The organism is Sphingobium sp. YBL2 (assembly GCF_000943805.1).
In the GTDB taxonomy this organism is placed as follows: Bacteria; Pseudomonadota; Alphaproteobacteria; order Sphingomonadales; family Sphingomonadaceae; genus Sphingobium; species Sphingobium fuliginis.
In genome coordinates this window covers 317,655-341,493 of sequence record NZ_CP010954.1, presented here as the reverse complement: position 1 = coordinate 341,493, position 23,839 = coordinate 317,655, and the positions used below count along the sequence as shown (strand labels likewise).

Genomic DNA, 23,839 nt, shown 5'->3' with positions numbered 1-23,839 from the left:
AAGCGAATCGCTTGCAGTCCGAGATAATTTCGGCGGTATGCGCGACTCGGGATTTCGCTCCCATCGCCCGGCATTTGCATGCCCAGAATTTGCCCAAAGAGACCCGGATTTGCCCAGAATTTGCCCAAAAATTGATGGGCATGGCCAGGCGCTACGGCTTGCGGCAGGCAAACAAAAACCCCGCCAAACCGTTGATTTGGCGGGGTTTTCGATGGTGGGCGTGGCAAGGATTGAACTTGCGACCCCTGCGATGTCAACACAGTGCTCTACCACTGAGCTACACGCCCACGGTGGAGTGGGCCAATAGCCGGGGGTGTAAGGGAGCGCAAGCGGGAAATTGAGCCTTGCCGCTATTCTTCTGGACAGCAGCCCGGCAGGTCATATGTTGCGGTGCGAAAAGGGGACGCCAAACGCCATGCTGCCATCGCCCACGCCGTCTGATCAGCCCATCGCCCGCCTGCCATTCTACCGCCAGCTTTATGTTCAGGTGCTGATCGCCATCGCCCTTGGCGTTGGGATCGGGCATTTCTTTCCCGAAACCGGCGTCGCGCTACAGCCCCTGGGCGAAGCCTTCATCAAGCTGGTCAAGATGATCATCGCGCCCGTCATCTTCCTCACCATCGTGACCGGCGTGGCGGGGATGAAGGAGCTGGGCGCGATCGGCCGTGTCGCGGCCAAGGCCTTCGCCTATTTCCTGACCTTTTCCACCCTGGCGCTGATCGTCGGGTTGATCGTCGCCAATGTCGTCCATCCGGGGGCAGGCCTCAATATCGACCCGGCGACGCTGGATGCCGGGAAGGTCGCGCAATATCAGCAGCAGGCGCATGACCGAACGCTCACGGGTTTCCTGCTGGACATCATACCCGGCACGCTGGTCTCCGCCGTGGCGGATGGACATAATATCCTGCAGGTGTTGTTCGTCGCCATCCTGTTCGGCATCGCGCTCACCATGATCGGGGAAAGGGCCGATCCGCTGATGACGGTGCTGGAATCGGCCAGCCATGCGATCTTCAAGCTGGTGTCCTTCCTGATGAAGGCGGCGCCGCTGGGTGCTTTCGGCGCGATGGCCTTCACCATCGGAAAATATGGGGTGGGGGCGCTCGCCAATCTGGCCGGGCTGGTGGCGACCTTCTATCTGACATCGATATTGTTCGTGCTGGTGGTGCTGGGCGTGGTGGCGCGGCTCGCCGGGTTCAACATCCTGCATCTGATCCGCTACCTGAAGGCGGAACTGCTGCTGGTGCTCGGCACCTCCTCCTCCGAAGCGGCGCTGCCGAGCCTGATCGAGAAGATGGAGCGCGCCGGGTGCCGCAAGTCGGTGGTCGGGCTGGTGGTGCCGACCGGCTACAGCTTCAACCTGGACGGCACGAATATCTACATGACGCTGGCGGCGCTGTTCATCGCGCAGGCGACCAATGTGCATCTGAGCCTGGAGGAGCAGATATTGCTGCTGCTGGTCGCCATGCTTTCCAGCAAGGGGGCCGCAGGCGTCACGGGGGCGGGGTTCATCACGCTCGCAGCGACGCTTTCCATCGTGCCCTCGGTGCCGGTGGCGGGCATGACGCTGATCCTGGGCGTCGACCGCTTCATGAGCGAATGCCGCAGCCTCACCAATTTCATCGGCAATGCGGTCGCGACGGTGGTGGTGTCGGTTTGGGAAAAGGGGCTGGACCGGGAACGGTTCGCGGCCGCCATGGCCGGGCAGCCCCTGCCGCCGACGCCCGATATGGAAGAGGTTGTCTCGGCCTAGCTGAGGCCGGTCAGGCTTTCGGTGCCGAACATGCGCTCGACCTCCAGCACCAGGTCGCGCAGGTGAAACGGCTTTGACAGGACCTTCGCCTGCGGCACGGCCTTGCCCGCTTTCAGCGTGACGGCGGCAAAGCCGGTGATGAACATGATTCGCATGTCGGGCGCCACGGCGGCGGCATGCTGGGCCAGTTCGATCCCATCCATTTCCGGCATGACGATGTCGGTCAGCAGCAGGTCGAACCGGTCGCTGTCGATATGCGGCACCGCCTGCGCTCCGGTGGAGACGGAGACGACTTCATATCCTGAACGTTCCAGCGCGCGGGCCAGATAGGCGCGCATGCTTTCATCATCTTCCGCCAGCAGAATTCGAACCATTGCCCCGTACGTCTCGTCCCAGGCCTGTGACGGCCGACCCCTGATCGCCCCCTTCGCGGATGGCGTGAAGCGACTATATATGCGACAAGGTGTAAATATTATCCAGCCGAGTAACCATTTTTGGGCGGCGGCCTGTGAAAGGATCTTGCTTGGGACATAGCGCGCCGCCGGTTCCGACCGAAACCACGCCCGCCTACGATCTTTACGAACCCGACGTCCCCGCCGGGCCGGTGGTCGTTTCCGTGCCGCATGCGGGGCGGGATTATGACGAGGGGCTGCTGGCACAGGCGCGGGTGCGGCGGGATGTGCTGCAAAGGCTGGAGGATCGCTGGGCGGACATGCTGGCCTATCCGCTGATCGAACGGGGCGTTCCGGTGCTGGTGGCGCGGGTGCCGCGAGCGACGATCGACCTCAACCGGCATGAGCGGGAGATCGACGCAGGCATGGTCAGCGGCATTCCGCGCGACGTCCCCCTGCAGAGCAGCGCCAAATTGCGGGGCGGGCTTGGCCTGATCCCGCGCCGCTTGCCAGGCGCGCATGAGCTATGGCAGCGCTCGCTGGGCTGGGCGGAGGTCGAACGCCGGATCGAATTGTTCCACAGGCCCTATCATGCGACGCTCGCGCGATTGATGCGGACGGCGCGGGATGCCCATGGCCATGCGATCCTGATCGACCTGCATTCCATGCCACCGCTTCCCCCGCCCACCGCGGGGCAGGTTGCTCCCGGACTCGTGCTGGGGGACCGATTCGGCCGCAGCGCCTCGGCTCGGCTGATGACGCTGGCAGCGGATGTCGCCGCCGCCCACGGCATCGCCGTCGCGCAAAATCATCCTTATGCGGGCGACCATATGGTCGAACGCCACGGCAGGCCGACGCATGGCTGTTATGCGATCCAGGTGGAATGCGACCGGAGCCTCTATCTGGACGTCTCGCTGGACCAGCCGGGACCGGGGCTTGCCCGTTTGCAGCAGGTGGTGGCTGCCATGGTGAATGCATTGGCGCATGAACTGCCGCGCTCGAACTATGCGATGGCGGCGGAGTGATGGGCGGGGATGATTTCAGGCGGGGCTGCGACAGCGGCGGATTCGGCCTGATTCCATCCGATCCTTGCGCATTCGCCGGCAAGGATTGAATCTTCCCAAATCCGCCGCCCTCGGATAGGGGCAGGCACTTGATGCGTTTGCCGATCCTACGGCCAAGCGCCCCGACATTCTGGAGAGTTCCCATGCGCGCCGAAGCGCAGCAATATATCGACCGCATCGACGCCGCGCTGGACCTGCTGCGCCGCTTCCTCGACTGGGACCGCGCCCTGCGCCGCCTCGACGAACTGAACGCCCGCGTCGAGGACCCGACCCTCTGGGACAATCAGAAGCTCGCCCAGGAAGTGATGCGCGAACGCACCCGGCTGGACGCCGCCATCGGCGCCACCCGCGCGATCGAGAGCGAGAAGACCGACACCGCCGAACTCATCGAAATGGCCGACGCCGAAGGCGATGAGGATATGGTGACCGAAGCCATCGCGTCGCTGAAGGCGCTGGCCGACCGCGCGGACGAGGACAAGATCAAGGCGCTGCTGGCGGGCGAGGCCGACGCCAGCGACACCTATCTGGAAATCCACGCGGGCGCGGGCGGCACGGAAAGCCAGGACTGGGCGGAGATGCTCAGCCGCATGTACCGCCGCTGGGCGGAACGGCGCGGCTACAAGGTCGAACTGGTCGACTATCAGGCGGGCGATCAGGCCGGCATCAAGTCCGCCACCTTCCTGTTCAAGGGCGAGAATGCCTATGGCTATGCCAAGACCGAAAGCGGGGTGCACCGGCTGGTGCGCATCAGCCCCTATGACAGTTCGGCGCGCCGCCACACCAGCTTCTCGTCGGTCTGGGTCTATCCGGTGATCGACGACAATATCGAGATAGAGGTGAATGAAAGCGACCTCAAGATCGACACTTATCGCGCCTCGGGCGCGGGCGGGCAGCACGTCAACACCACCGACTCCGCCGTCCGCATCACCCACGTCCCCTCGGGCATCATCGTCGCCAGCCAGAATGACCGGTCGCAGCACAAGAACCGCGCCACGGCCATGAACATGCTGAAGGCGCGCCTTTACGAAGCGGAACTGCGCCGCCGCGAAGAAGCCGCCTCGGGCGAATATCAGGCCAAGACGGAGATCGGCTGGGGCCACCAGATCCGCTCCTATGTGCTCCAGCCCTATCAGCTCGTGAAGGATCTGCGCACGGGCGTCACCTCCACCTCGCCCGACGATGTGCTGGACGGCGCGCTCGATCCCTTCATGGCCGCCGCGCTCAGCCAGAAGGTGACGGGCGAGAAGGTCGATGTGGAGGACGTCGACTGATGAAAGCTCCGGCGCTGGCGGCCGGAACACTGACAGCATGCCTGTTCCTGCTGGCGGGCTGCGGCCCGTTTTCGTCGGACGGCAATGGCGACCGCCCGGCAGGCGCTCGCGCCTTTCCGCGCGCCGACCGCCCGGTCGCGCCGATCGTGTCCACCCGCTGGTCCAGCGAGGAGGCGCGCGACCGGGTGAACGAGGCGGAGGACATCATGAACCGGGCCGGCATCCGCACCGGCATGACGGTCGCGGACATCGGCGCGGGCGAAGGCTATTATACGGTTCGCCTCGCCAGGAGGGTGGGCGACAGCGGCCGGGTCCTGGCGGAGGACATCATGCCCGAAGTGATCGAGGCCCTGTCCCGGCGCATCACCCGGGAGGACTGGCGCAATGTCAGCGTCCGTCTGGGCGCGCCGGAGGACCCGAAGCTGCCGGAAAACAGCTTCGACCGTATCCTCATGGTGCATATGTACCATGAGATCGCGGAGCCCTACGCCTTTCTCTGGCATTTGAGTCCCGCGCTCAAGCCGGATGGCGAACTGATCGTGGTCGACGCCAACCGCCCGACCGACCAGCATGGAACGCCGCCGCGCCTGCTCGCCTGCGAACTGGCCGCCATGGGGTTCCGGCTGGAGGAACTCATCCCGAAGCCGACGGCCGGGGGCTATTTCGCCCGGTTCAAGCGCATCGCAGCCCGGCCCGAACCTTCCTCCATCGTTCCCTGCGCCCTTCGGTCCTGACCTTCCTGTCGCCGGGAGGCTTTTCTTGGCGCGGATTATGGTTAATGCGCTGCCAGCGATTCTATGATGCGTTGACCATTGGACGACCTGATGCCTTGGGGAGAGGGCAGGATATGACAGACCTGACTGGCGCCGCGGGGCAGCGGCGGCTCGACCCGCGCCACAAGATGTTCGGGCCGGTTGCGCTGCGTTTCGGCGGCACGGCGGCGCGGGCCCATTTTCTGGACCTTTCCAGCTCGGGCGCGCTGGCCCATTGCGAAACCCCGCCGACGACCGGCACCTACCTCATGGTCGAGGCATTGGGCGTGCAGGCGAGCGGTCGCGTCATGTGGGCCGAGGGCAAGCGCTTCGGCATACGTTTCAGCGAACCTTTGACCCGCCATGCCATGGATGTGCTGATCGAAGGCGTCTGACACCCCTTGCCTTCAGCCCTTTTGCCGCCATTTCCGGAACAGCGACGCGCCCAGCAGTCCGCCGCCGACAAGCGCCGCAATGGCTCCGCCCGCGCTCGCCAGCGCCCAGGCGCCGGCCGCCAGCAGTCCGGTGAGGAAATCGACGATGATCAGCGTCAAATGGATCATCACTGTAGGAAGACGTCAGTCCTGCCCAAGTTCCTTCGCTTCCTGATATTTGAGTTCCAGGAAGCGGTTCTGCACCGCCAGCTTGTCGAGGTCGCCGCTCGCCAGATTTTCGCTCATCCGCGCGATTTCCGCGTCGATCACGCCCAGTCCGTCGATCAATTGCCGTTCGGGAACGCGCCCATTGCGCTCCTCCCGCCGAAGCGGCTCGGGAATGGATTGGTAGCCGGTGACGAGTTCGGGCAGGTGATCGGCCAGCAATTTGCGGATTTCCTGCGCCGCCGGGTCCTGATCGCCCAGCCGTTCGAGTTGCGGCGCCAGGGTTTCCAGCTTGACGCCGATGCTGTCGACCAGCGTGACGGCCGGCGCGGGCAGGGCCTTGCGCTGATTCTCCAGCCAGATTTCGGTTTGCAGGGGCAGGGCGGTGAGCGCCGTATCCGCCAGCGCCTCTGTCCGCACCCTTTTTTCGCCGGGAAGCATGGCGACCAGCAGCAGGGCCGCCAGCATCGCCCCCAGCGCGATCATCACCCCGGTCGTGCCCAGCGGGGTCACGAAACCCGCCACTGCGCTGCCGATCAGGACCGCAGTCACCGCCCAGAAGGCATATTTGACCTTCCGCATCAGCGCCGCGTTGCGCCGCTGCCGGGCCCGCGCCGACAGGCTTTGCCCGCGCTCGCTATGGCGGCGCAGAACCGCCTCCGCATCGGCCAGCACGCGGTCGGAACGGCTCATCCCCTCACGCCTCGATGGAACTCAGCAACGGATTGTCGGCACGGGCCTGGCTTGCCGCCTGCGCCTGCCCTTCGGCGCGCGCGATATAGCCCTTGGACTTCTCGACCTCGTTCGACAGCGTGTTCACCGTCGTCTTCATATTCTCCAGCGCCTTCAGCTTGAACGTGTCGATATTGTCCATCGTGTCGTAGATATTCTGAAAGGCGCGTTGCAGCGTCTCGATGGGAATGGTGCTGGATGCGGCCTGCTCGTGAATCTGCGCCGTCTGGTTCTTCAGCATCTCGCCGGTCGAATCGATCATGTTCGCGGTCGTCGTGTTGAGCGCGGTGATCTGTTCCAGCACCAGCTTCTGCCCGACCAGCGCCTGCGCCACGGTGACGGCGGTGCGCAGCGCGGCGACGGTCGTGGTGCTGGCGCGGTCGACGCCCTTCACCAGCTCGACATTGTTCTTCTTGACGAGGTCCAGCGCCAGATAGCCCTGCACCGTCACCGCCATCTGCGTCAGCAGGTCCTGCGTGCGCTGGCGGATGTAGAAGAGCGCGCTCTCCCGGATCGCCTTGGCTTTCGCGGCGTCGGTCGAATCCAGTTCCAGCGCCTTGGCTTCCAGCCGGGCGTCGAGCGTCTTGCTGATGTGGATCATCTGCTCCAGACGGCCCATCGTCTGCCACATATTCTGCCGCTCTACATCGATCGCGGCATTGTCCTTGATCAGCACGTCCTTGCCGCTGGCGAGGGAGCCCAGGATCGAATTGATATGGCTCTGCGCGCTCTTGTAGCTGTCGAAATAGTCGCGCATCCGGTTGCCGAAGGGGATGAGGCCGAACAGCTTCTTCGGCGCGGTCAGGCTGCCGCGCTTGCCGGGGTCGAGATCCTCGATGGTCCGGCGCAGCTCCGCCAGGTCGACGCCGACCTTGTTGTCGCTGTCCATCGCCCGCACCGGCCGGTCGAGGAATCGGTTGCTGTGCCCGGCCGCCTCCGCGATTTCCTTGCGCCCCATATTGGTGAGCTGGTCGACCCGCTGGCCGAATTCGGGCGAATTGGCGTCCTGCGCGACCAGATCGTCGATGAAGGCATCGACCTTCTCGTCCAGCTTCGACCGTTTCTCGTCATCCAGCGGCACCAGCCCGGCGGCCTTTTCGGGCGCGACCGGCGGCACCGGGTCGGGCGGCGTCAGGTTCAGCGTGTCGCCAGAGGTCGTGGCGGTGGCGGTCGGCGCGGTCGAAGCCATGTCATCTCCCAGGGGCCAAGGGCGGTTCGAACTGTTATATGTGCATAGAACAGTTGGCCCGCAAGTCCATGATGCGAGCTATAAAGCCTCCGCGCTTGCCATTGCAATCGCCCGGCGCGCGGCTAGCATGGCCGAAAGGACGAAGGAGGGCGCATGAGCGACGGACCGGACGAACAGAGGATCGCAGCCGTGGCGGCCGATCCGCGCTATGCCCGGCTGGTGGCGCGTCGGGCGAAGATCGGCTGGCTGTTGTCCGCCATCATCTTCTTCGCTTTCGTCGGTTATCTGTTGCTGATCGCCTTCGACAAGGCGCTGCTGGGCATGCCCGTCGGCCCGGGCGTGACGTCGATCGGCATTCCGGTCGGGCTTGGCCTCATCCTGCTCGCGATTGCGCTGACCGGCGTTTATGTCGCCTATGCCAACCGCCACCATGACGCCCGGATGGCGGCCCTCCTGATCGACCACGGCTTCCAGGATCGCGTCGCATGAAGGCTTGGCTTGCCGCGCTTGCCACCGCCTCCATCATGCTTCTCCCGCTCCCCGCGTTCGCAGCGGCGCTGGAGGGGGAGGCGCAGCGCCAGCCCGTCAACTGGGTCGCGATCCTCATGTTCGTCGCCTTTGTCGGGCTGACGCTCTGGATCACCAAGGCGGCGGCGGCGCGCACCCGTACCGCTTCCGATTTCTATACGGCGGGGGGCGGGATCAGCGGTTTCCAGAACGGTCTCGCCATGGCAGGCGACTATATGTCGGCGGCCTCCTTCCTCGGCATTTCGGCGCAGATCTTCAACGACGGCTATGACGGTCTGATCTATTCCACCGGATTTCTGGTCGGCTGGCCGATCCTGCTGTTCCTGATGGCGGAACGGCTTCGCAATCTTGGGCGCTTCACCTTTGCCGATGTCGCCTCCTACCGCTTCGCCCAGCCGCCGGTGCGTAGCTTCGCGGCGGTCAGCACGCTGTTGGTCGTCAGCTTCTACCTGATCGCGCAGATGGTGGGGGCGGGGCAGCTCATCAAATTATTGTTCGGCCTGCCCTATGCCGTGGCGGTGGTGATCGTCGGCGCGCTGATGATGCTCTATGTCCTGTTCGGCGGCATGCGCGCGACGACCTGGGTGCAGATCATCAAGGCGGTGCTGCTGCTGGGCGGCGCCAGCTTCATGGCGCTGATGGTGCTGGCGCAGATGGGCTTCAGCCTTGAAGCGCTGTTCGCCCGCGCGGTGGAGGTGAAGCGCCAGGCCGCCCTGTCCGGCGGGGCGACCATGGCCGAAGCGGCGGAACGGGGGCGGTCCATCATGGCGCCGGGCAATTTCATCAAGGACCCCGTCTCGGCCATTTCCTTCGGCCTCGCGCTGATGCTGGGGACGGCGGGCCTGCCGCACATATTGATGCGTTTCTTCACCGTTCCGGATGCGAAGGAAGCGCGCAAGTCGGTGCTCTGGGCGACCGGGTGGATCGGCTATTTCTACATCCTGACCTTCATCATCGGTTTCGGCGCGATCGTGCTGGTGGGAACGGAGCCCAGCTATCTGGACGGGGAGGGCGCGCTGCGCGGCGGCGGCAACATGGCGGCGATCCATCTGGCCCATGCGATCGGCGGCAATGCCTTTCTGGGCTTCATTTCGGCGGTGGCCTTCGCGACCATCCTCGCCGTGGTGGCGGGGCTGACGCTCTCGGCGGCGTCGGCGGTCAGCCATGATCTCTACGCCACGGTGTTCAAACATGGCCGGGCGGGTTCGGCGGACGAACTGCGCGTGTCGCGGTTGACCACGCTGGCGCTGGGCGCGCTGGCGGTGCTGTTGGGGCTGGTGTTCGAGAAGCAGAATGTGGCGTTCATGGTCAGCCTTGCCTTCGCGCTGGCGGCGTCGGGCAATTTCCCGGTGCTGATCCTCTCGCTGCTCTGGAGCGGGTGCACCACCCGTGGCGCGGCATGGGGCGGGACCATCGGCTTGCTGACCGCCTTCGTGCTGACCCTGCTGTCCCCCGCGGTCTGGACGGCCACCTTCGATCTGGGACCGGCGCCTTTTCCGTACAGCTCGGCGGCGATCTTTTCGGTTCCGGCGGGTTTCCTTTCGATCTGGCTGATCTCGCTGCTCGACCGCTCGCCCCGCGCGGCGGTGGACAAGGCGGGCTATCCGGCGCAGCGGGTGCGGGCGGAAACGGGGATCGGCGCCTTCGCCGCGTCGGACCACTGAACGCTTCCGCCGGCCGTCGCGCCGCCCTTGCCGCAGCGCGTCATTTCCTGTAGGGGCGCGCCCGATAGTCCTGAGCAGGCGCGGTGCCGGCCGGGAAACCTTAAATCCCGAAGGCAGTTGCATGTCCCTGCGTAACATCGCGATCATCGCGCACGTCGACCATGGCAAGACCACGCTCGTCGACCAGCTTTTCCGCCAGTCCGGCACCTTCCGCGACAACCAGCGCGTCGAGGAACGGGCGATGGATTCGAACGACCTGGAAAAGGAACGCGGCATCACCATCCTGGCGAAGCCCACCTCGGTCGAATGGAACGGCACCCGCATCAACATCGTCGACACGCCCGGCCACGCCGACTTCGGCGGCGAGGTGGAGCGCATCCTGTCCATGGTCGACGGCGTGATCCTGCTGGTCGATTCGTCGGAAGGCGCGATGCCGCAGACCAAGTTCGTGACCGGCAAGGCGCTGGCCCTGGGTCTTCGCCCCATCGTCGTCGTCAACAAGATCGACCGCCCGGACGAACGCATCCAGGAAGTGCTGGACGAGGTGTTCGACCTGTTCGTGACGCTGGACGCCACCGACGAGCAGCTCGACTTCCCGGTGCTCTATGCGTCGGGCCGCAACGGCTATGCCAATGAAGACCCGTCGCTGCGTTCGGGCACGCTGGAGCCGCTGTTCCAGAAGATCGTCGACCATGTGCCGCCTCCGGCGCTGGACGAAGATGCGCCGTTCAGCTTCCTGGTGACGCTGCTCGACCGCGACAACTTCCTGGGCCGCATCCTGACCGGCCGGGTCAATTCCGGCACGCTGAAGGTCAACCAGCCGATCCACGCCATCGACGCCGACGGCAATGTGCTGGAAACCGGCCGCGCCTCGAAGATCCTGTCCTTCCGTGGACTGGACCGCGTGCCGGTGGAAGAGGCGAAGGCGGGCGACATCATCAGCCTTGCGGGCCTGACCGTCGCCACCGTGGCGAACACCATCGCCGATCCGTCGATCAACACCGCGATCAAGGCCCAGCCGATCGATCCGCCGACCCTGTCGATGCGCTTTGCGGTGAACGATTCGCCCATGGCGGGCCGCGAAGGCAGCAAGGTGACGAGCCGCATGATCCGCGACCGCCTGATGCGCGAAGCGGAAAGCAATGTCGCGATCAAGGTGACCGAATCGGCCGACAAGGACAGCTTCGAAGTTGCCGGTCGCGGCGAACTCCAGCTTGGCGTCCTCATCGAAACCATGCGCCGCGAAGGCTTCGAACTCGGCATCTCCCGCCCCCGCGTGCTGTTCGGCGAGGATGAGAACGGCAACAAGACCGAACCCTATGAAACCGTCGTCATCGACGTGGACGATGAATTTTCCAGCACGGTCGTCGACAAGATGAACCAGCGCAAGGCGGAAATGACCGACATGCGCCCATCGGGCGGCGGCAAGACCCGCATCACCTTCTCGGCGCCCTCGCGCGGCCTGATCGGCTATCATGGCGAATTCCTGTCCGACACGCGCGGCACCGGCATCATGAACCGGCTGTTCGAAAAATACGGCCCGCACAAGGGCAATATCGAAGGCCGCAAGAATGGCGTGCTGATCTCCAACGGCGCGGGCGAGGCTGTGGCCTACGCCCTTGGCCCGCTGGAAGAACGCGGCATATTGATGGTCGGGGTGGGCGAGGCGCTCTACGAAGGCATGATCATCGGCCAGAACGCCAAGCCGGAAGACCTGGAAGTCAACCCGATGAAGTCGAAGGCGCTGACCAACTTCCGCGCTTCGGGCAAGGACGACAGCATCCGCCTGACCCCGCCCTGGAAGATGACGCTGGAACAGGCCATCGCCTATATCGACGACGATGAAATGGTCGAGGTGACGCCGAAGAATATCCGCCTGCGCAAGCGCTATCTCGACCCGAACGAGCGCAAGCGCATGTCGCGGGCCAAGGCTGCCGCCTGACCGGATTTCGATGGATGAGAAAAGGGCCGGCGTCGCGAGACGCCGGCCCTTTTTGCTTCGGGAGTCTGACGATGGCCAATCCAAGACATTCCCCTCCCGCAGGCGGGAGGGGTTAGGGGTGGGCGCGAGCGTAGCGAGCTTCTGACTTAGCCGTTGCAAAACAGCGCAGATGCCGCGTCAGCCCACCCCCTAACCCCCTCCCGCCTGCGGGAGGGGGAATGTCCGCAATCCACCCGGACATCTCGCCCAAACGCATTTGCACCATCGTAAAGTTACTGGCGTAAAGCTACTGGCCTCGCCGTTGCGGCGTCTCTATGGTCGCGCCGTTCGTTCTTCCCGCGAAAGCTTTTCATGCATCTTCTCATTGGCCTAGCCGGTATCGCGCTGATCCTTGCCATTGCCTTCGCCCTTTCCTCCGACCGCCGCGCCATCCGGCTTCGCGTCGTGGGCGCGGCTTTCCTGCTGCAGGCGGGCATTGCGCTGCTGGTGCTCTATGCCCCCGCCGGGCGCGCCGTGATCGCGGGTATGTCGCACGGCGTCGCCAATCTGCTCGGCTATGCGCAGGCGGGAACGGACTTCATCTTCGGCCCGCTCGCGAAACCGGAGATCGGCGGCGCGAGCTTCGCCATCGCCGCGCTGCCTGTCATCATCTTCTTCGCCAGCCTGGTGTCGATCCTCTATCATCTGGGCATCATGCAGCAGATCGTGCGCTGGGTCGGCGGCGCGATCGAGAAGGTGACGGGCGTGTCCAAGGTCGAAAGCCTCTGCGCCGCCGCCAATATCTTCGTGGGGCAGAGCGAGAGCCCGCTCGTCATCCGCCCCTATCTGGCGGGCCTGACCCCGCCCCAACTCTTCGCCGTCATGACCAGCGGCATGGCGGGCGTCGCGGGCACGATCCTGGCCGCCTATGCCTCGATGGGGATCAAGATCGACTATCTGCTGGCGGCCAGCTTCATGTCCGCGCCCGGCGGCCTGCTGATGGCGAAGATCATGATGCCCGACGAGCCGGAGCGCGAGCCCGAACTCCCCCTGGGCGATCATCCCGAAGTCGTCCTGCCCGAAAGCCGGATCGGCGACACCGGCCCCGCCGCGCTGCTGCCGGGGGGAACGCCGGGCGAACCGATGCCGCCCGCCACCCATGACGAGGAAAAGCCCGCCAACCTCATCATGGCCGCAGCCCAGGGCGCGCAGACCGGGGTGAAGCTGGCCGTCGCGGTCGGCGCCATGGTGCTGGCCTTCGTGGCGCTGGTGGCGCTGGCGAACGGCATCCTCGGCGGCGTCGGCGGCTGGTTCGGCTATCCCGACCTCAGCTTCCAGCAACTGCTCGGCTATCTCTTCTCTCCGGTCATGTATCTGCTCAACATTCCCTGGAATGAGGCGCAGATCGCGGGCGGGCTGTTCGGCACCAAGGTCGTGCTCAACGAGTTCGTCGCCTATATCAATCTCGGCCAGGCGCAGGGCGCGCTGTCGCCGGCGACCGTCGCCATCGTCACCTTCGCGCTCTGCGGCTTCGCCAATTTCAGTTCGATCGCGATCCAGATGGCCGTCACCGGCAATCTCGCGCCCAACCAGCGGCCGGTGATCGCCCGGCTGGGGCTAAAGGCGCTGGTGGCGGGCAGCCTCGCCAATCTGATGAGCGCGGCGCTGGCGGGCCTGATGCTCAGCCTGCGATGATCGTTCCGATTCTATAACGAAAGTTCTACCCGTCGCTGGCAGGATCGGCTATGGTTAACGCATGGGGGCGAAACGCATATTCGGACTGACGGCCATGCTGTCGGTGGTGATGGCAGCGGCGCCGGCTGGGGCGCAAGCGCCGAAGCCGGGCAGGCTGGAAAGCTACAAGGACTGGACCATCGGTTGCGACAACGGCAACCGGTGCGAGGCAGTCTCGCTGCTGCCAGAAGGCGGCGACTGGCCCGATGCGCCGGTCATGCTGGGGATCGCGCGAGGGGCGGGGGCCGACGCCGATCCCGAAATCCGGGTCAGCCGGGACGCAAAGGGCCGGGAGGCGCTGGACTTCCTGATCGACGGGCGAAAGCTTGCCCGCGTGGCGAGCGTGGACGGCGAAGCCAGCCTGGAAGGGCCGCAGGCGTCCGCACTGGCCATTGCCATGGCGAAGGGCGGACGCATGGAGATCCGCGCCGGCGCGAGGGCGATCGACCGTCCGTCGCTCGCCGGCTTGACCGCTGCGCTCCGTTATATGGATGCGAAGCAGGGCAGGGCGGGCACCATGGCGGCCCTCGTCGCGACGGGACCGCTCGCACGCAGCGCCGTGCGTCCCGCGCCTGCCATCCCCACGATCCGGCGCGCAGCCGTACCCGGCGGCGCGCAGCCGCCCGCGCTCTGGCGGGAGGAACTGACGGCACTCGGCACCTTCACGGGTTGCGCCGACGAGATGAGGGGCGCATCCTCTCCTCCCGAGTTGCACCGGCTGTCGAAGACCGAGACGCTGGTTCTGGTGCCCTGCGGCGCCGGGGCCTATAATTTCACATTCGTCCCCGCGATCGCCACCGGCATTCCCGGCCGCCGAACCTTCCGCTTCGCCGGCTTCGACTATCAGCCGGGCTGGAGCGAGGAGGCCGGCCATCCCATGCTGGTCAATGCAGGCTGGGCGCCGGAGACCTCCACCTTGCAAAGCTATGCCAAGGGCCGGGGCCTGGGCGATTGCGGGGGTAGTGAAACCTATGTCTGGGACGGTTCGCGCTTCCGCCTGGTAGAGGCGAGTGCGATGGGGGAATGCCGCGGCGCCTGGCACTGGATCACCACATGGTCGGCCAAAGTGACGGACTGAAGGCCGGAATTTCCTGTCGATTCGCCGTGCCGCCGCCCTGGCTTCTTTTTTCGCGCCTGGAAATCGCCCCTTAGGCTTCTGCCAATATCAGCGAGAACAGCTCGTCCGCATCGCTCCATTCGCGCACCGGCTCCCATCCCCCGGCGCGCAGCAGCAGCCTTTCGTCGCGCGCGCCATATTTGTGGCTGCTTTCGGTATGGATCGTCTCGCCCACGGCCATGCGGAAGCATTGGCCCGCGACGTGGAAGTGAAGCGGCCGCACCGCCTCCAGATGCATTTCGATCCGGGCCTTGTCGTCGTTCCAGATGGCGCGATGGAGGAAGCCGTCCAGCGGCAGGTCGCCCTCCAGTTCCCGATTGATGCGCGCGATCAGATTGAGGTTGAACGCAGCCGTCACCCCCGCGGCATCGTCATAGGCGGCGACCAGCCGGTCACGGTCCTTGATCCGGTCCATGCCGATCAGCAGCATCGCGTCCTTGCCCAGCAGGCGCCGCATTGCCCGCAACAGGTCCACCGCCGAATCGGGTTCCATATTGCCGATGGTCGACCCGGGGAAGAAGCCGAGGCGCGGCAGCCCCTCTATCGCCGCCGGCAAGGCTAGTTCGCCGTTGAAGTCGCCCACCACCGGCAAGACCGGCAGCCCCGGAAAGGCCGACGCCAATTCAGCGCTCGAAGCGCGAAGAAAGTCGCCGCTGATGTCGATCGGCACATAGGCGGCTGGATCGATGGCGCGCAGCAGATGCGGGGTCTTGCGCGAACTGCCTGCACCGAACTCCACCACCGCCTGCCCCGCGCCGATGGCGGCGGCGAAATCCGCGCCATGCCGTTCCAGCAGGGCGGTTTCCGTGCGCGTCGGATAATATTCCGGCAGGTCCGTGATCGCTTCGAACAGTTCCGACCCGCGCCGGTCGTAGAACCAGATGGGCGGGGTCGCCTTGGGCTCGCGGGACAGGCCCTCGATAATGTCCCGCCGGAAGGCCGGGTCAGGCGCGCGCAGGGACAGCGGGGCATCTTCGGTCAGCAGCATCGCGTCAAAGATCCTTTGCCAGCCGCAGTCCGGTGAACTGCCAGCGTTGATGGGGGTAGAAGAAATTGCGGTAGCTTGCCCGCATATGGCCGCGCGGCGTGGCGCAACTGCCGCCCTTCAGCACGAACTGCCCCGACATGAACTTGCCATTATATTCGCCCACCGCGCCGTCCGCCGCGCGGAAGCCGGGATGCGGGCGATAGGCGCTGCCCGTCCACTCCCATACATCCCCGAACATCTGCGTCAGCGTGGAGCCGCCATCCGCCGCGCGAGGGCGGGGGCAAGCCGGACCGTCCAACTGGTTCCCGCTGGTCGGCGCGACATTGAGGGCGGCGCTTTCCCATTCCGCCTCGGTGGGAAGGCGCGCCCCCGCCCATCGGGCATAGGCATCCGCTTCATAAAGACTGATATGGCTGACGGGCGCGGCGGTATTGACCGGCTTGCGACCGTCCAGACCGAAGCGCGTCCAGCCTTGCTCGCCCCGCCGCCAGTATAGCGGCGCCTCGACCCGTTCGGCCTGCACCCATGCCCAGCCGTCGGACAGCCAATGGGCGGCGTCGGCATAGCCGCCATCCTCGATGAAGGCGATCCATTCGCCATTGGTTATCGGCCTGTGCGCCAGGGCATGCGGGTGGAGCACCGTCTTGTGGCGGGGGGTCTCGCAATCGAAGGCAAAATCGCTTTTGCCGTCATCGCCGATCTCGACCAGCCCCTGCCGGCCCTCGATCCAGTGGAGAGGGCCGGGGACGGGCGCAGGCAGCGCATTGGGCGCGTCGTACAGCGCCGGTTCCAGCGGATTGAGCGACAGAAGATGCTGCACGTCGGTCAGCAGCAGTTCCTGATGCTGCTGCTCATGGTGAAGGCCCAGCAACACCAGCGCCTGCACATCGGGCATCAGCATCGGCAGGGCGGTGGTCAGCGCCTCGTCGACTTGGGCGCGATAGGCGCGGATTTCCTCCAGCGTCGGCCGTGTCAGCATGCCCCGCATCGGCCGCGCATGCCGTGGACCTTCGGCCTCATAATAGCTGTTGAAAAGATAGGCGTAATGCGGATCGAAGGGTACATAGCCCGCCACATGATCGCGCAGGACGAAAGTTTCGAAGAACCAGCTTACATGCGCCAGATGCCATTTGGCGGGGGATGCGTCGGGCATGGACTGGACCGTCGCGTCCGCATCGGACAGCGGCGCGGCAAGCGCTTCGCTCAGCGCCCTGACCTCGCGATAGCGGGTGATGAGGTCGATCTGGCTCGGTACGGTCCGGCTTCTTGCCATGCATGCCCCTTCGATACGGTTGCGCCGCTCTCCTGGAATAATCGCATGAAGGGGCGGATCGGTTCCGGCCGGGCCGTTTCGCCGTCCTTCGATGATTGCGCATGGGGACGATGGGAATGGCTGGACAAGGGCCCGCCGCTTGCCCAAATGATGGGCCTGTCATGACCAAGCGCATCCTTCTCATCGTTTCGGGCGGCATCGCCGCCTATAAGTCGCTGGAACTGGTGCGGCTGCTGCGCAGGCGCGGCATCGCGGTGCGGGCGGTGCTGACGGAAAGCGCGGAGAAATTCGTGACGCCGCTGTCGCTGGGCGTGCTGACCGAGGATCATGTCTATGGCGACATGTTCGACCTCAAGGAAGAGCGCGAGATCGGGCATATCCAGCTTTCGCGGCAGGCCGATCTGGTCGTGGTCGCGCCGGCGACGGCGAACATCCTGGCCAAGATGGCGGGCGGCATTGCCGACGATCTGGCGACGACGCTGCTGTTGGCGACCGACAAGCCGGTGCTCGCCGTTCCCGCCATGAACGTTCGGATGTGGCACCATGCCGCGACCCGGCGGAATGTCGCACAGCTCAAGGCCGATGGCGTGCATGTGATGGAGCCGGACAGTGGTGAAATGGCCTGCGGGGAATTCGGCAAGGGCCGCCTGCCCGATCCGGAAGCGATCGCGGCGGAGGTGGCGCGGCTGCTCGCCCGGCCGCTCGTCGCCGATCCGCTGGCCGGGCAGCCGGACTTCGAAACGGCCGACGCGCCGCTCGCCGGACGGCATGTGCTGGTGACGGCCGGCCCGACGCATGAGCCGATCGACCCGGTCCGTTACATCGCCAACCGGTCCTCCGGCAAGCAGGGCTTCGCCATAGCGGCGGCGGCGGCGCGGGCCGGCGCGCGGGTGACATTGGTGGCGGGGCCGGTGCACCTGCCGACGCCGGCCGGCGTGACCCGCGTCGATGTGGAAACCGCGCGGGAGATGCTGGCCGCGGTGGAGGCGGCCCTGCCCGCCCATGCGGCGATCATGGTGGCGGCGGTGGCCGACTGGCGCACGGCGGACGCTGCGGATCAGAAGCTCAAGAAGGATGGATCGGGCAAGCCGGCGCCCTTGGCCCTGGTCGAGAATCCGGACATTCTCGCCACGCTGGGCAAACATGCGCAGCGTCCCGCCCTGCTGGTCGGCTTTGCCGCCGAGACGCAGAAGATCGCTGAACATGCGCAGGCGAAGCTGGCGCGCAAGGGCGCCGACTGGATCGTCGCGAATGACGTGTCGGGGCCGCCCGGCTCAAGCGTGATGGGCGGCGATTCCAACAGCGTGCACATCGTTTCGAAGGATGGCGTCGAGAGCTGGGACCATCTGCCCAAGGACGCCATCGCCACCCGCCTGATAGAAAAGGTCGCCCATGTCCTCTCCTCTTCCGCCCATTGAAATTCGCCTGAAGCGCCTGCCCCATGGCGCGGGCCTGCCGGCGCCGGCCTATGCCACGGCGCATGCGGCGGGGATGGACGTCGTGTCGGCGGAGGACATCATCCTTGTGCCCGGCGGCCGGCATGCGGTGGCGACCGGCTTTGCCATGGCGATTCCCGAAGGTTATGAAGTGCAGGTGCGGCCGCGTTCCGGCCTGGCGCTGAAACATGGGATCAGCCTGCCCAATACGCCGGGGACGATTGACGCCGATTATCGCGGCGAGCTGAAGGTCATATTGATCAATCTGGGCGAAGAACCCTTTGTGATCGCGCGGGGCGACCGGATCGCGCAACTGGTCGCCGCGCCGGTGCAGATGGCGCGCTTTGCCGAAGTCGAGGAACTGGACGAGACGATCAGGGGCGCAGGGGGATTCGGATCGACGGGGGTTCGATCCCAATGACGCCCCTGGCCCTCACGGACGATCAGCTTGAGCGCTATGCCCGCCATATCGTGCTGAAGGAGATCGGCGGCGCGGGGCAGGCGCGGCTGTTGTCGGCGGATGTGGCCGTCGTGGGGGCGGGCGGGATCGGCAGCCCGGCCATCCTCTATCTCGCCGCGGCGGGCGTGGGCACGATTCGGGTGATCGATGACGATGCGGTCGCCCTCTCCAATCTGCAGCGGCAGGTGCTGTTCGGCACTGACGAGATCGGAGCGCCCAAGGCCGAAAGCGCGATGGCGGCGGTCGCGCGGCTCAATCCGGACGTGAAGCTGATCCCCATCAACGCCCGCATCGACGCGGGCAATGCCGCGCTGATGCTGCGGGATGCCGATGTGGTGCTGGATGGCTGCGACAGTTTCGCGACGCGGCTGGCGGTGGCGGACTGCACGCAGAAGCTGCGGATTCCGCTGGTGTCGGCGGCGGTCGGGCCGTTCGAGGGGCAATTGGCCACATATCGCGGTTGGGAGGCGGGCAAGCCCTGCTATCGCTGTCTGGTCGGGTCGCCGCAGGACGCGCCGGAGCGGAACTGTTCCGAAACCGGCGTGATCGGGGCGCTGACAGGGGTGATCGGCAGTCTGGCGGCGCTGGAGGTGATCCGCGCGCTTGTGCCCTTCGGCGATGACATGGCGGGGCGCTTGCTGCTGGCCGATCTGTTGTCGATGCGGTTTCGGACCGTGGCGGTGCCGAAGGATCCCGCCTGCCAGGGTTGCGCCGTGGAACTATGCGCGAGCTGAGGATCATCGTCGCGACGGCGGATGCGGAACGGCTGCGCGGAGCCTTGGTGATCGCGGCGGCTCAGGCGGCGCTGGGCGGCGGCGCGGCGCTGTTCCTGCAACTGGACGCGGTGAGCTTGCTGCGAGCGCCTCCGGAAGCGCCCTGCGACGAAGCGCATCGGGCATCGGGGCTGCCTTCGCTGGCGATGGTGATCGAAGAGGCATTGGGCTTGGGCGTGATCCTGCTTGCCTGTCAGAGCGGACTTGCGCTGTGCGGAATGACTGCCGATGATTTGCCGCAGGGCGTTGAGGTCGGCGGCCCGATGGGGTTCTTGCAGCAGACCGGCGAAGAGGCCCGGCTGATCTTTGCCTGAGCCGGTCGGCTGGCTCGGCTGGTCGGAAGCGGACGATTGCGACGCTTTCCTGAAGGCACAGCATGCTCATGCGAAAGCAGGCGCCCGGATCGGGCGGCGATGATGCACGGAAGGGAGGGCCGGGCCTGCCTGCGCAGGAGCAGGCTTCCTTCAGGGAAAGCAGAAGCTCCGCTCCCTGACCGCATTCAGTCAGCCCCCTACCAGGCCAGCCGGTACTTCACGCCCATGGCCTGGGCCAGTTGCCGCTGCCGCCGCTCGACCGCTTCTCCGAACAGATCGGCGTCCACGCTGCGCAGCCGCAGTTCGAGCACATTGCCCTCCATCTCCAGGCGGGAGGCGAGCAAAGGCCCCTCCACGCCTCCGGACAACCGCTGCCCCAATCTGATCGCCAGACCCCATAAGGTCGCTCGCTGAAGCGCTTCGGGCGGGGCCAGCCGCTCGATGCCGGGCGGCGTCGACAGGCCGCCGCCAAAATTGCTGTGCAGCGCCTGGGCCAGCATGGCTCGCTCGGCCGCGTTGATGCCGACCCAATTGCTGTGCAGCGCGATCTCGACGCCCCGGTCCGACCGGAAATCGGGATTGGCGCGCCACCCGACATCGGCCAACAGGCAGGCCGCCCGGCGAATCCGCCGCCACGCGCTGCCGTCCTCCAGGAACAGCGGCGCGATCCAGCGCTCGATCATGTCGCCATGGCCGGTAAAGCGCGCCTGCGCTTCGCCTTCGGCCTCCGCCGCGATCAGCAGCGGATCATGTGCCTGAATATCCGGGGGCAGATCGCTGAACAGCAGCCCCTCGCGCAGGCCATAGGCCGACACGACCAGCCTGCTCGACCTCAACTGGCGCACGATCACCGACAGCAGCGCCGCCGCATCCGGCAGGGTCGGCACGCGCGATCCGGTGATCTGGGGAATATCCTTGAACCGCGCCTTGCCGACATGGGACACGATGCGCGTCAATTGTTCGGCCCGCGCGGCAGGCATTTCATATTGGTGCACGACGGGAAGCGGGAACTGGGTCAATTCCATGTCGAACCGGGCCAGCGCGCGCCACGACCCGCCGACCAGATAGAAGGGCAGGCCGGCAGGCGCGTCCCAGCCCGCCTTGGCCAGCATCTTCCTGACCATTCGCTCCAGCACGGCCGGCCCCTTGGCGCGGATTTGCGGCAGGCGCAGCACGCCCAGCGGCAAGGACACCGTTTCATGCACGGCGCCGTCGCGGATTCGGGCCAGCTCAAGGCTGCCGCCGCCCAGATCTCCGACGATGCCGTCCGCGCCCGGAATGCCCGACAACACGCCATAGGCCGCGGCGACCGCCTCCTGCCCGCCGGACAGCAGCTCGACCTCCAGCCCCATGTCGCGGGCGCGCCGGATGAACTCGTCGCCATTTTCCGCGTCCCGCACCGCGGCGGTGGCGACGCAGCGCACCTCCTGCACCTCCATCTCGCGGCAGAGATGGGCGAAGCGGCCGATCGCGCGCAGCCCCCTGTCCATGGCTTCCGCCTCGATCCGGCCCGTCTTCCCCAGGGACGCGCCCAATCCCGCCATCACCTTTTCGTTGAAGAGGATGAAGGGGATGCGGCGCGGCCCGTCATAGACGACCAGCCGCACGCTGTTGGAACCGATGTCGATGATCGCCGTGCGCGCCTTCGCCTGATGCGGGGACGTCGCCATGCCGGGGGCGAGCGCCCGGACCTGGCTCAACATGGAATTCATGCCGTTCAGGCCCGCCCGCGCAGGCGCAGCGTCGGCACCGCTTCGCTGTCCAGCGCGGCGCCACGGCCCGAAAGGGACGGGTTGGTCATGAAATAGCGGTGCAGGTTGAACGGCCGGTCGCCCGCCTCGACGCGGCTGTAATGGCCGTCGCTGTCCAGCACCCAGCTCTGTTCGGTGTCGATCAGGTTGGCGACCATCACCTGGTCCAGAATCTGGTCGTGCACGGTCGGATTTTCGACCGGCGCCAGGAACTCCACGCGCCGGTCGAAATTGCGCGGCATCCAGTCGGCCGAACTGATGAACACCTTCGCGCCATTATTGGGCAGCGCCTTGCCATTGCCGAAGACGGTGATCCGGCTATGTTCAAGAAAGCGGCCGACCACCGACTTCACCCGGATATTTTCCGACATGCCCGGCACGCCCGGCCGGAGGCAGCAGATGCCCCGCACGATGAGTTCGATCTGCACGCCTGCATTGCTCGCCGCATAGAGCTTTTCCATGATCGCCGGGTCCACCAGCGAATTCATCTTCGCCCAGATGGTTCCCGGCCGCCCGGCGCGGACATGCTCTATCTCCGCATCGATCAGGTCGCACAGGCGGTTGCGCAGGTCGCGGGGCGACATCACCAGCTTTTCCAGCCGCTGCGGCTCGACATAGCCGGTGATGTAATTGAACAGCGCCGCCGCATCGCGCCCATAGGCCGGATCGGCGGTGAAGAAGCTGAGGTCGGTGTAGATGCGCGCCGTCACCGGATGATAATTTCCGGTGCCGAAATGGCAGTAGGTGCGGAACGCCTCCCCCTCCCGCCGGACGACCATCGACACCTTCGCATGGGTCTTCCAGTCGATGAAGCCATAGACCACCTGCACGCCCGCGCGCTCCAGCGCATCGGCCCACATCAGGTTCTGCTCCTCGTCGAAACGGGCTTTCAGCTCCACCACCGCGGTCACGGACTTGCCTGCCTCGGCCGCGTCGATCAGCGCGCGGATGATCGCGGACTGCTTGCCCGCGCGATACAGCGTCTGCTTGATCGCCACGACATCGGGGTCCGACGCCGCCTGCTTCAGGAAGGACACCACCACGTCGAAGGCTTCATAGGGATGGTGGACGACGATGTCCTTCGCCCGGATCGCGGCAAAGCAATCCCCGCCATATTCGCGGATGCGTTCCGGGAAGCGGGGGGCATAGGGCTCGAACTTCAGGTCCGGCCGATCCTCCTCGACGACGCCGGACAGGTCGCCGATGCCGACGAACCCTTCCACCTCCGCGATGATCGCCTCATGGCCCTGGAGCATGTCCTGCAACATCTCCTCGACCGGCTCGGGAATGCGTTCCTCTATCTCCATGCGGATCACGCGGCCCCGGCGGCGGCGCTTGATGGCGCTGCGGAAATAGCGGACCAGATCCTCCGCCTCTTCCTCTATCTCTATGTCGCTGTCGCGGATGATGCGGAAAACGCCGCTGTTGCGGACGCGATAGCCGGGAAAGAGATCGGCCGAGAAGCGCCGGATCACCGCCTCCAGCGCCATATAGCGGGCCGTTTCGCCCGGCATCCGCACGAAGCGGGCGAGTGAGGACGGTATCATCACCAGCTCGCGAATCGGCTCCTTGTCCGACAGCCGCTCCAGGTCGAAGACGATCGACAGCCCCTGATTGGGGATGAAGGGGAAGGGGTGCGCCGGGTCCAGCGCCTGCGGCGTCAGGATCGGGAAGACCTGCGTCAGGAAATGATCGCGCAGCCAGTTCTCGCAGGAGGGGTCGAGCGCGGTGGACGGGCCGATCACCTCTATCCCCACCTGCCCCAGCTCGCCGTGCAACGCCCCCCACACTTTCTGCTGCGCACCCATCAGCCGCGCCGTCTCATCCGTGATGGCGGCAAGCTGCTGCGCCGGGGTCAACCCGTCAGCGGAGCGCATGTCGACATCCTGCAATTGCTGCCCCTTCAGGCCCGCCACGCGCACGGAGAAGAACTCGTCCAGATTGGCGCCGGAAATCGACAGGAAACGCAGCCGCTCCAGCAGGGGATGCGCCCGGTTCATCGCCTCCTCCAGCACGCGCTGGTTGAAGGCCAGCCAGGACAGTTCCCGGTTGAAATAGCGGTCGCTGGGCAGGGTCAGGCTGGCGGAGGGGTCGGCTTCGGCCACATCTCTCTCATCGTTCGGAACCGGAG

Annotated in this window: 22 protein-coding genes and 1 tRNA gene; 14 read left to right on the top strand and 9 right to left on the bottom strand. The window is 65.9% G+C overall.

The features are described 5' to 3' along the window. Window positions 1-212 precede the first annotated feature (212 nt). A tRNA-Val gene (locus TZ53_RS01675) sits at window positions 213-287 on the bottom strand. 128 nt (window positions 288-415) lie between these two features. On the opposite strand from TZ53_RS01675, the gene TZ53_RS01670 reads away from it, so the two are divergent. Then, window positions 416-1,750, top strand: coding sequence for a dicarboxylate/amino acid:cation symporter (locus tag TZ53_RS01670; protein ID WP_044660218.1), 1,335 nt, complete (start codon window positions 416-418; stop codon window positions 1,748-1,750). Here TZ53_RS01670 and cpdR read toward each other — a convergent pair. Further along, complete coding sequence (gene cpdR / locus TZ53_RS01665; RefSeq protein ID WP_025551641.1) at window positions 1,747-2,124, bottom strand: cell cycle two-component system response regulator CpdR; 378 nt, start codon at window positions 2,122-2,124, stop codon at window positions 1,747-1,749. The genes TZ53_RS01670 and cpdR overlap by 4 nt on opposite strands. A 149-nt stretch (window positions 2,125-2,273) precedes the next feature. Here cpdR and TZ53_RS01660 point away from each other — a divergent pair, with 149 nt between their 5' ends. The 4 genes from TZ53_RS01660 to TZ53_RS01645 all read left to right on the top strand — a co-directional run bounded on the left by TZ53_RS01660 (window position 2,274) and on the right by TZ53_RS01645 (window position 5,624). Continuing rightward, entirely contained in the window at window positions 2,274-3,167 is an 894-nt protein-coding gene (locus TZ53_RS01660) for an N-formylglutamate amidohydrolase (RefSeq protein ID WP_044660217.1), read from the top strand. A 182-nt stretch (window positions 3,168-3,349) separates the two neighbouring features. Next, a complete protein-coding gene (prfB, locus tag TZ53_RS01655; RefSeq protein ID WP_044660216.1) occupies window positions 3,350-4,477 on the top strand; it encodes a peptide chain release factor 2 in 1,128 nt (375 codons plus the stop codon). After that, window positions 4,477-5,211 (top strand): class I SAM-dependent methyltransferase, encoded by a 735-nt coding sequence (locus tag TZ53_RS01650; protein ID WP_044660215.1) that lies wholly within the window; start codon window positions 4,477-4,479, stop codon window positions 5,209-5,211. Before prfB ends, TZ53_RS01650 begins: the two co-directional genes overlap by 1 nt. Window positions 5,212-5,324: 113 nt before the next feature. Beyond that, on the top strand, window positions 5,325-5,624 hold the full coding sequence (locus TZ53_RS01645) for a PilZ domain-containing protein (RefSeq protein WP_025551646.1): 300 nt from the start codon (window positions 5,325-5,327) through the stop codon (window positions 5,622-5,624). A 12-nt stretch (window positions 5,625-5,636) separates the two neighbouring features. Here the strand turns inward: TZ53_RS01645 and TZ53_RS27080 are convergent, their stop codons facing one another. The 3 genes from TZ53_RS27080 to TZ53_RS01635 are packed head-to-tail and all read right to left on the bottom strand — an operon-like array spanning window position 5,637 to window position 7,749. Next, window positions 5,637-5,792 (bottom strand): hypothetical protein, encoded by a 156-nt coding sequence (locus TZ53_RS27080; RefSeq protein ID WP_165363307.1) that lies wholly within the window; start codon window positions 5,790-5,792, stop codon window positions 5,637-5,639. 15 nt (window positions 5,793-5,807) lie between these two features. Further along, window positions 5,808-6,521: a hypothetical protein gene (locus TZ53_RS01640; protein WP_025551648.1), complete on the bottom strand. Its 714-nt coding sequence runs from the start codon at window positions 6,519-6,521 to the stop codon at window positions 5,808-5,810. A gap of 4 nt (window positions 6,522-6,525) precedes the next feature. Then, the gene (locus TZ53_RS01635; protein ID WP_044660214.1) at window positions 6,526-7,749 is read right to left on the bottom strand and encodes a toxic anion resistance protein; all 1,224 of its coding nucleotides are present in this window, start codon (window positions 7,747-7,749) and stop codon (window positions 6,526-6,528) included. A 153-nt stretch (window positions 7,750-7,902) separates the two neighbouring features. On the opposite strand from TZ53_RS01635, the gene TZ53_RS01630 reads away from it, so the two are divergent. The 5 genes from TZ53_RS01630 to TZ53_RS01610 all read left to right on the top strand — a co-directional run bounded on the left by TZ53_RS01630 (window position 7,903) and on the right by TZ53_RS01610 (window position 14,674). Then, entirely contained in the window at window positions 7,903-8,238 is a 336-nt protein-coding gene (locus TZ53_RS01630) for a DUF485 domain-containing protein (RefSeq protein WP_025551652.1), read from the top strand. Further along, window positions 8,235-9,941: a cation acetate symporter gene (locus tag TZ53_RS01625; protein ID WP_044660213.1), complete on the top strand. Its 1,707-nt coding sequence runs from the start codon at window positions 8,235-8,237 to the stop codon at window positions 9,939-9,941. The genes TZ53_RS01630 and TZ53_RS01625 overlap by 4 nt, the downstream gene beginning before the upstream one ends. Window positions 9,942-10,062: 121 nt before the next feature. Continuing rightward, window positions 10,063-11,883, top strand: a complete 1,821-nt coding sequence (gene typA / locus TZ53_RS01620; protein ID WP_025551654.1) for a translational GTPase TypA — start codon at window positions 10,063-10,065, stop codon at window positions 11,881-11,883. A 351-nt stretch (window positions 11,884-12,234) separates the two neighbouring features. Next, window positions 12,235-13,557, top strand: coding sequence for a NupC/NupG family nucleoside CNT transporter (locus TZ53_RS01615; RefSeq protein WP_044660212.1), 1,323 nt, complete (start codon window positions 12,235-12,237; stop codon window positions 13,555-13,557). Window positions 13,558-13,618: 61 nt separating this feature from the next. Then, window positions 13,619-14,674: a DUF1176 domain-containing protein gene (locus tag TZ53_RS01610; protein ID WP_044660211.1), complete on the top strand. Its 1,056-nt coding sequence runs from the start codon at window positions 13,619-13,621 to the stop codon at window positions 14,672-14,674. A gap of 70 nt (window positions 14,675-14,744) precedes the next feature. Here the strand turns inward: TZ53_RS01610 and egtD are convergent, their stop codons facing one another. Together egtD and egtB are read right to left on the bottom strand one after the other, a co-directional pair. After that, window positions 14,745-15,701, bottom strand: a complete 957-nt coding sequence (gene egtD, locus TZ53_RS01605; RefSeq protein WP_044660210.1) for an L-histidine N(alpha)-methyltransferase — start codon at window positions 15,699-15,701, stop codon at window positions 14,745-14,747. A gap of 4 nt (window positions 15,702-15,705) precedes the next feature. Next, complete coding sequence (gene egtB / locus TZ53_RS01600) at window positions 15,706-16,974, bottom strand: ergothioneine biosynthesis protein EgtB (RefSeq protein ID WP_044660209.1); 1,269 nt, start codon at window positions 16,972-16,974, stop codon at window positions 15,706-15,708. A 161-nt stretch (window positions 16,975-17,135) separates the two neighbouring features. Here egtB and coaBC point away from each other — a divergent pair, with 161 nt between their 5' ends. From coaBC to TZ53_RS01580, 4 genes are read left to right on the top strand one after another with little or no spacing between them, the layout of a single operon-like run. After that, window positions 17,136-18,392: a bifunctional phosphopantothenoylcysteine decarboxylase/phosphopantothenate--cysteine ligase CoaBC gene (coaBC, locus tag TZ53_RS01595; protein WP_044660208.1), complete on the top strand. Its 1,257-nt coding sequence runs from the start codon at window positions 17,136-17,138 to the stop codon at window positions 18,390-18,392. Then, window positions 18,367-18,831, top strand: coding sequence for a dUTP diphosphatase (gene dut, locus TZ53_RS01590; protein WP_025548678.1), 465 nt, complete (start codon window positions 18,367-18,369; stop codon window positions 18,829-18,831). Before coaBC ends, dut begins: the two co-directional genes overlap by 26 nt. Beyond that, window positions 18,828-19,604: a HesA/MoeB/ThiF family protein gene (locus tag TZ53_RS01585; RefSeq protein WP_082166207.1), complete on the top strand. Its 777-nt coding sequence runs from the start codon at window positions 18,828-18,830 to the stop codon at window positions 19,602-19,604. Before dut ends, TZ53_RS01585 begins: the two co-directional genes overlap by 4 nt. Beyond that, window positions 19,592-19,957, top strand: a complete 366-nt coding sequence (locus tag TZ53_RS01580) for a DsrE family protein (protein WP_044660207.1) — start codon at window positions 19,592-19,594, stop codon at window positions 19,955-19,957. Before TZ53_RS01585 ends, TZ53_RS01580 begins: the two co-directional genes overlap by 13 nt. Before the next feature lie 197 nt (window positions 19,958-20,154). On the opposite strand, the gene TZ53_RS01575 is transcribed toward TZ53_RS01580, so the two are convergent. Further along, window positions 20,155-21,669: a Ppx/GppA family phosphatase gene (locus TZ53_RS01575; RefSeq protein WP_025548673.1), complete on the bottom strand. Its 1,515-nt coding sequence runs from the start codon at window positions 21,667-21,669 to the stop codon at window positions 20,155-20,157. Between the two features lie 5 nt (window positions 21,670-21,674). Beyond that, the gene (locus tag TZ53_RS01570) at window positions 21,675-23,813 is read right to left on the bottom strand and encodes an RNA degradosome polyphosphate kinase (protein ID WP_044660206.1); all 2,139 of its coding nucleotides are present in this window, start codon (window positions 23,811-23,813) and stop codon (window positions 21,675-21,677) included. Window positions 23,814-23,839 lie beyond the last annotated feature (26 nt).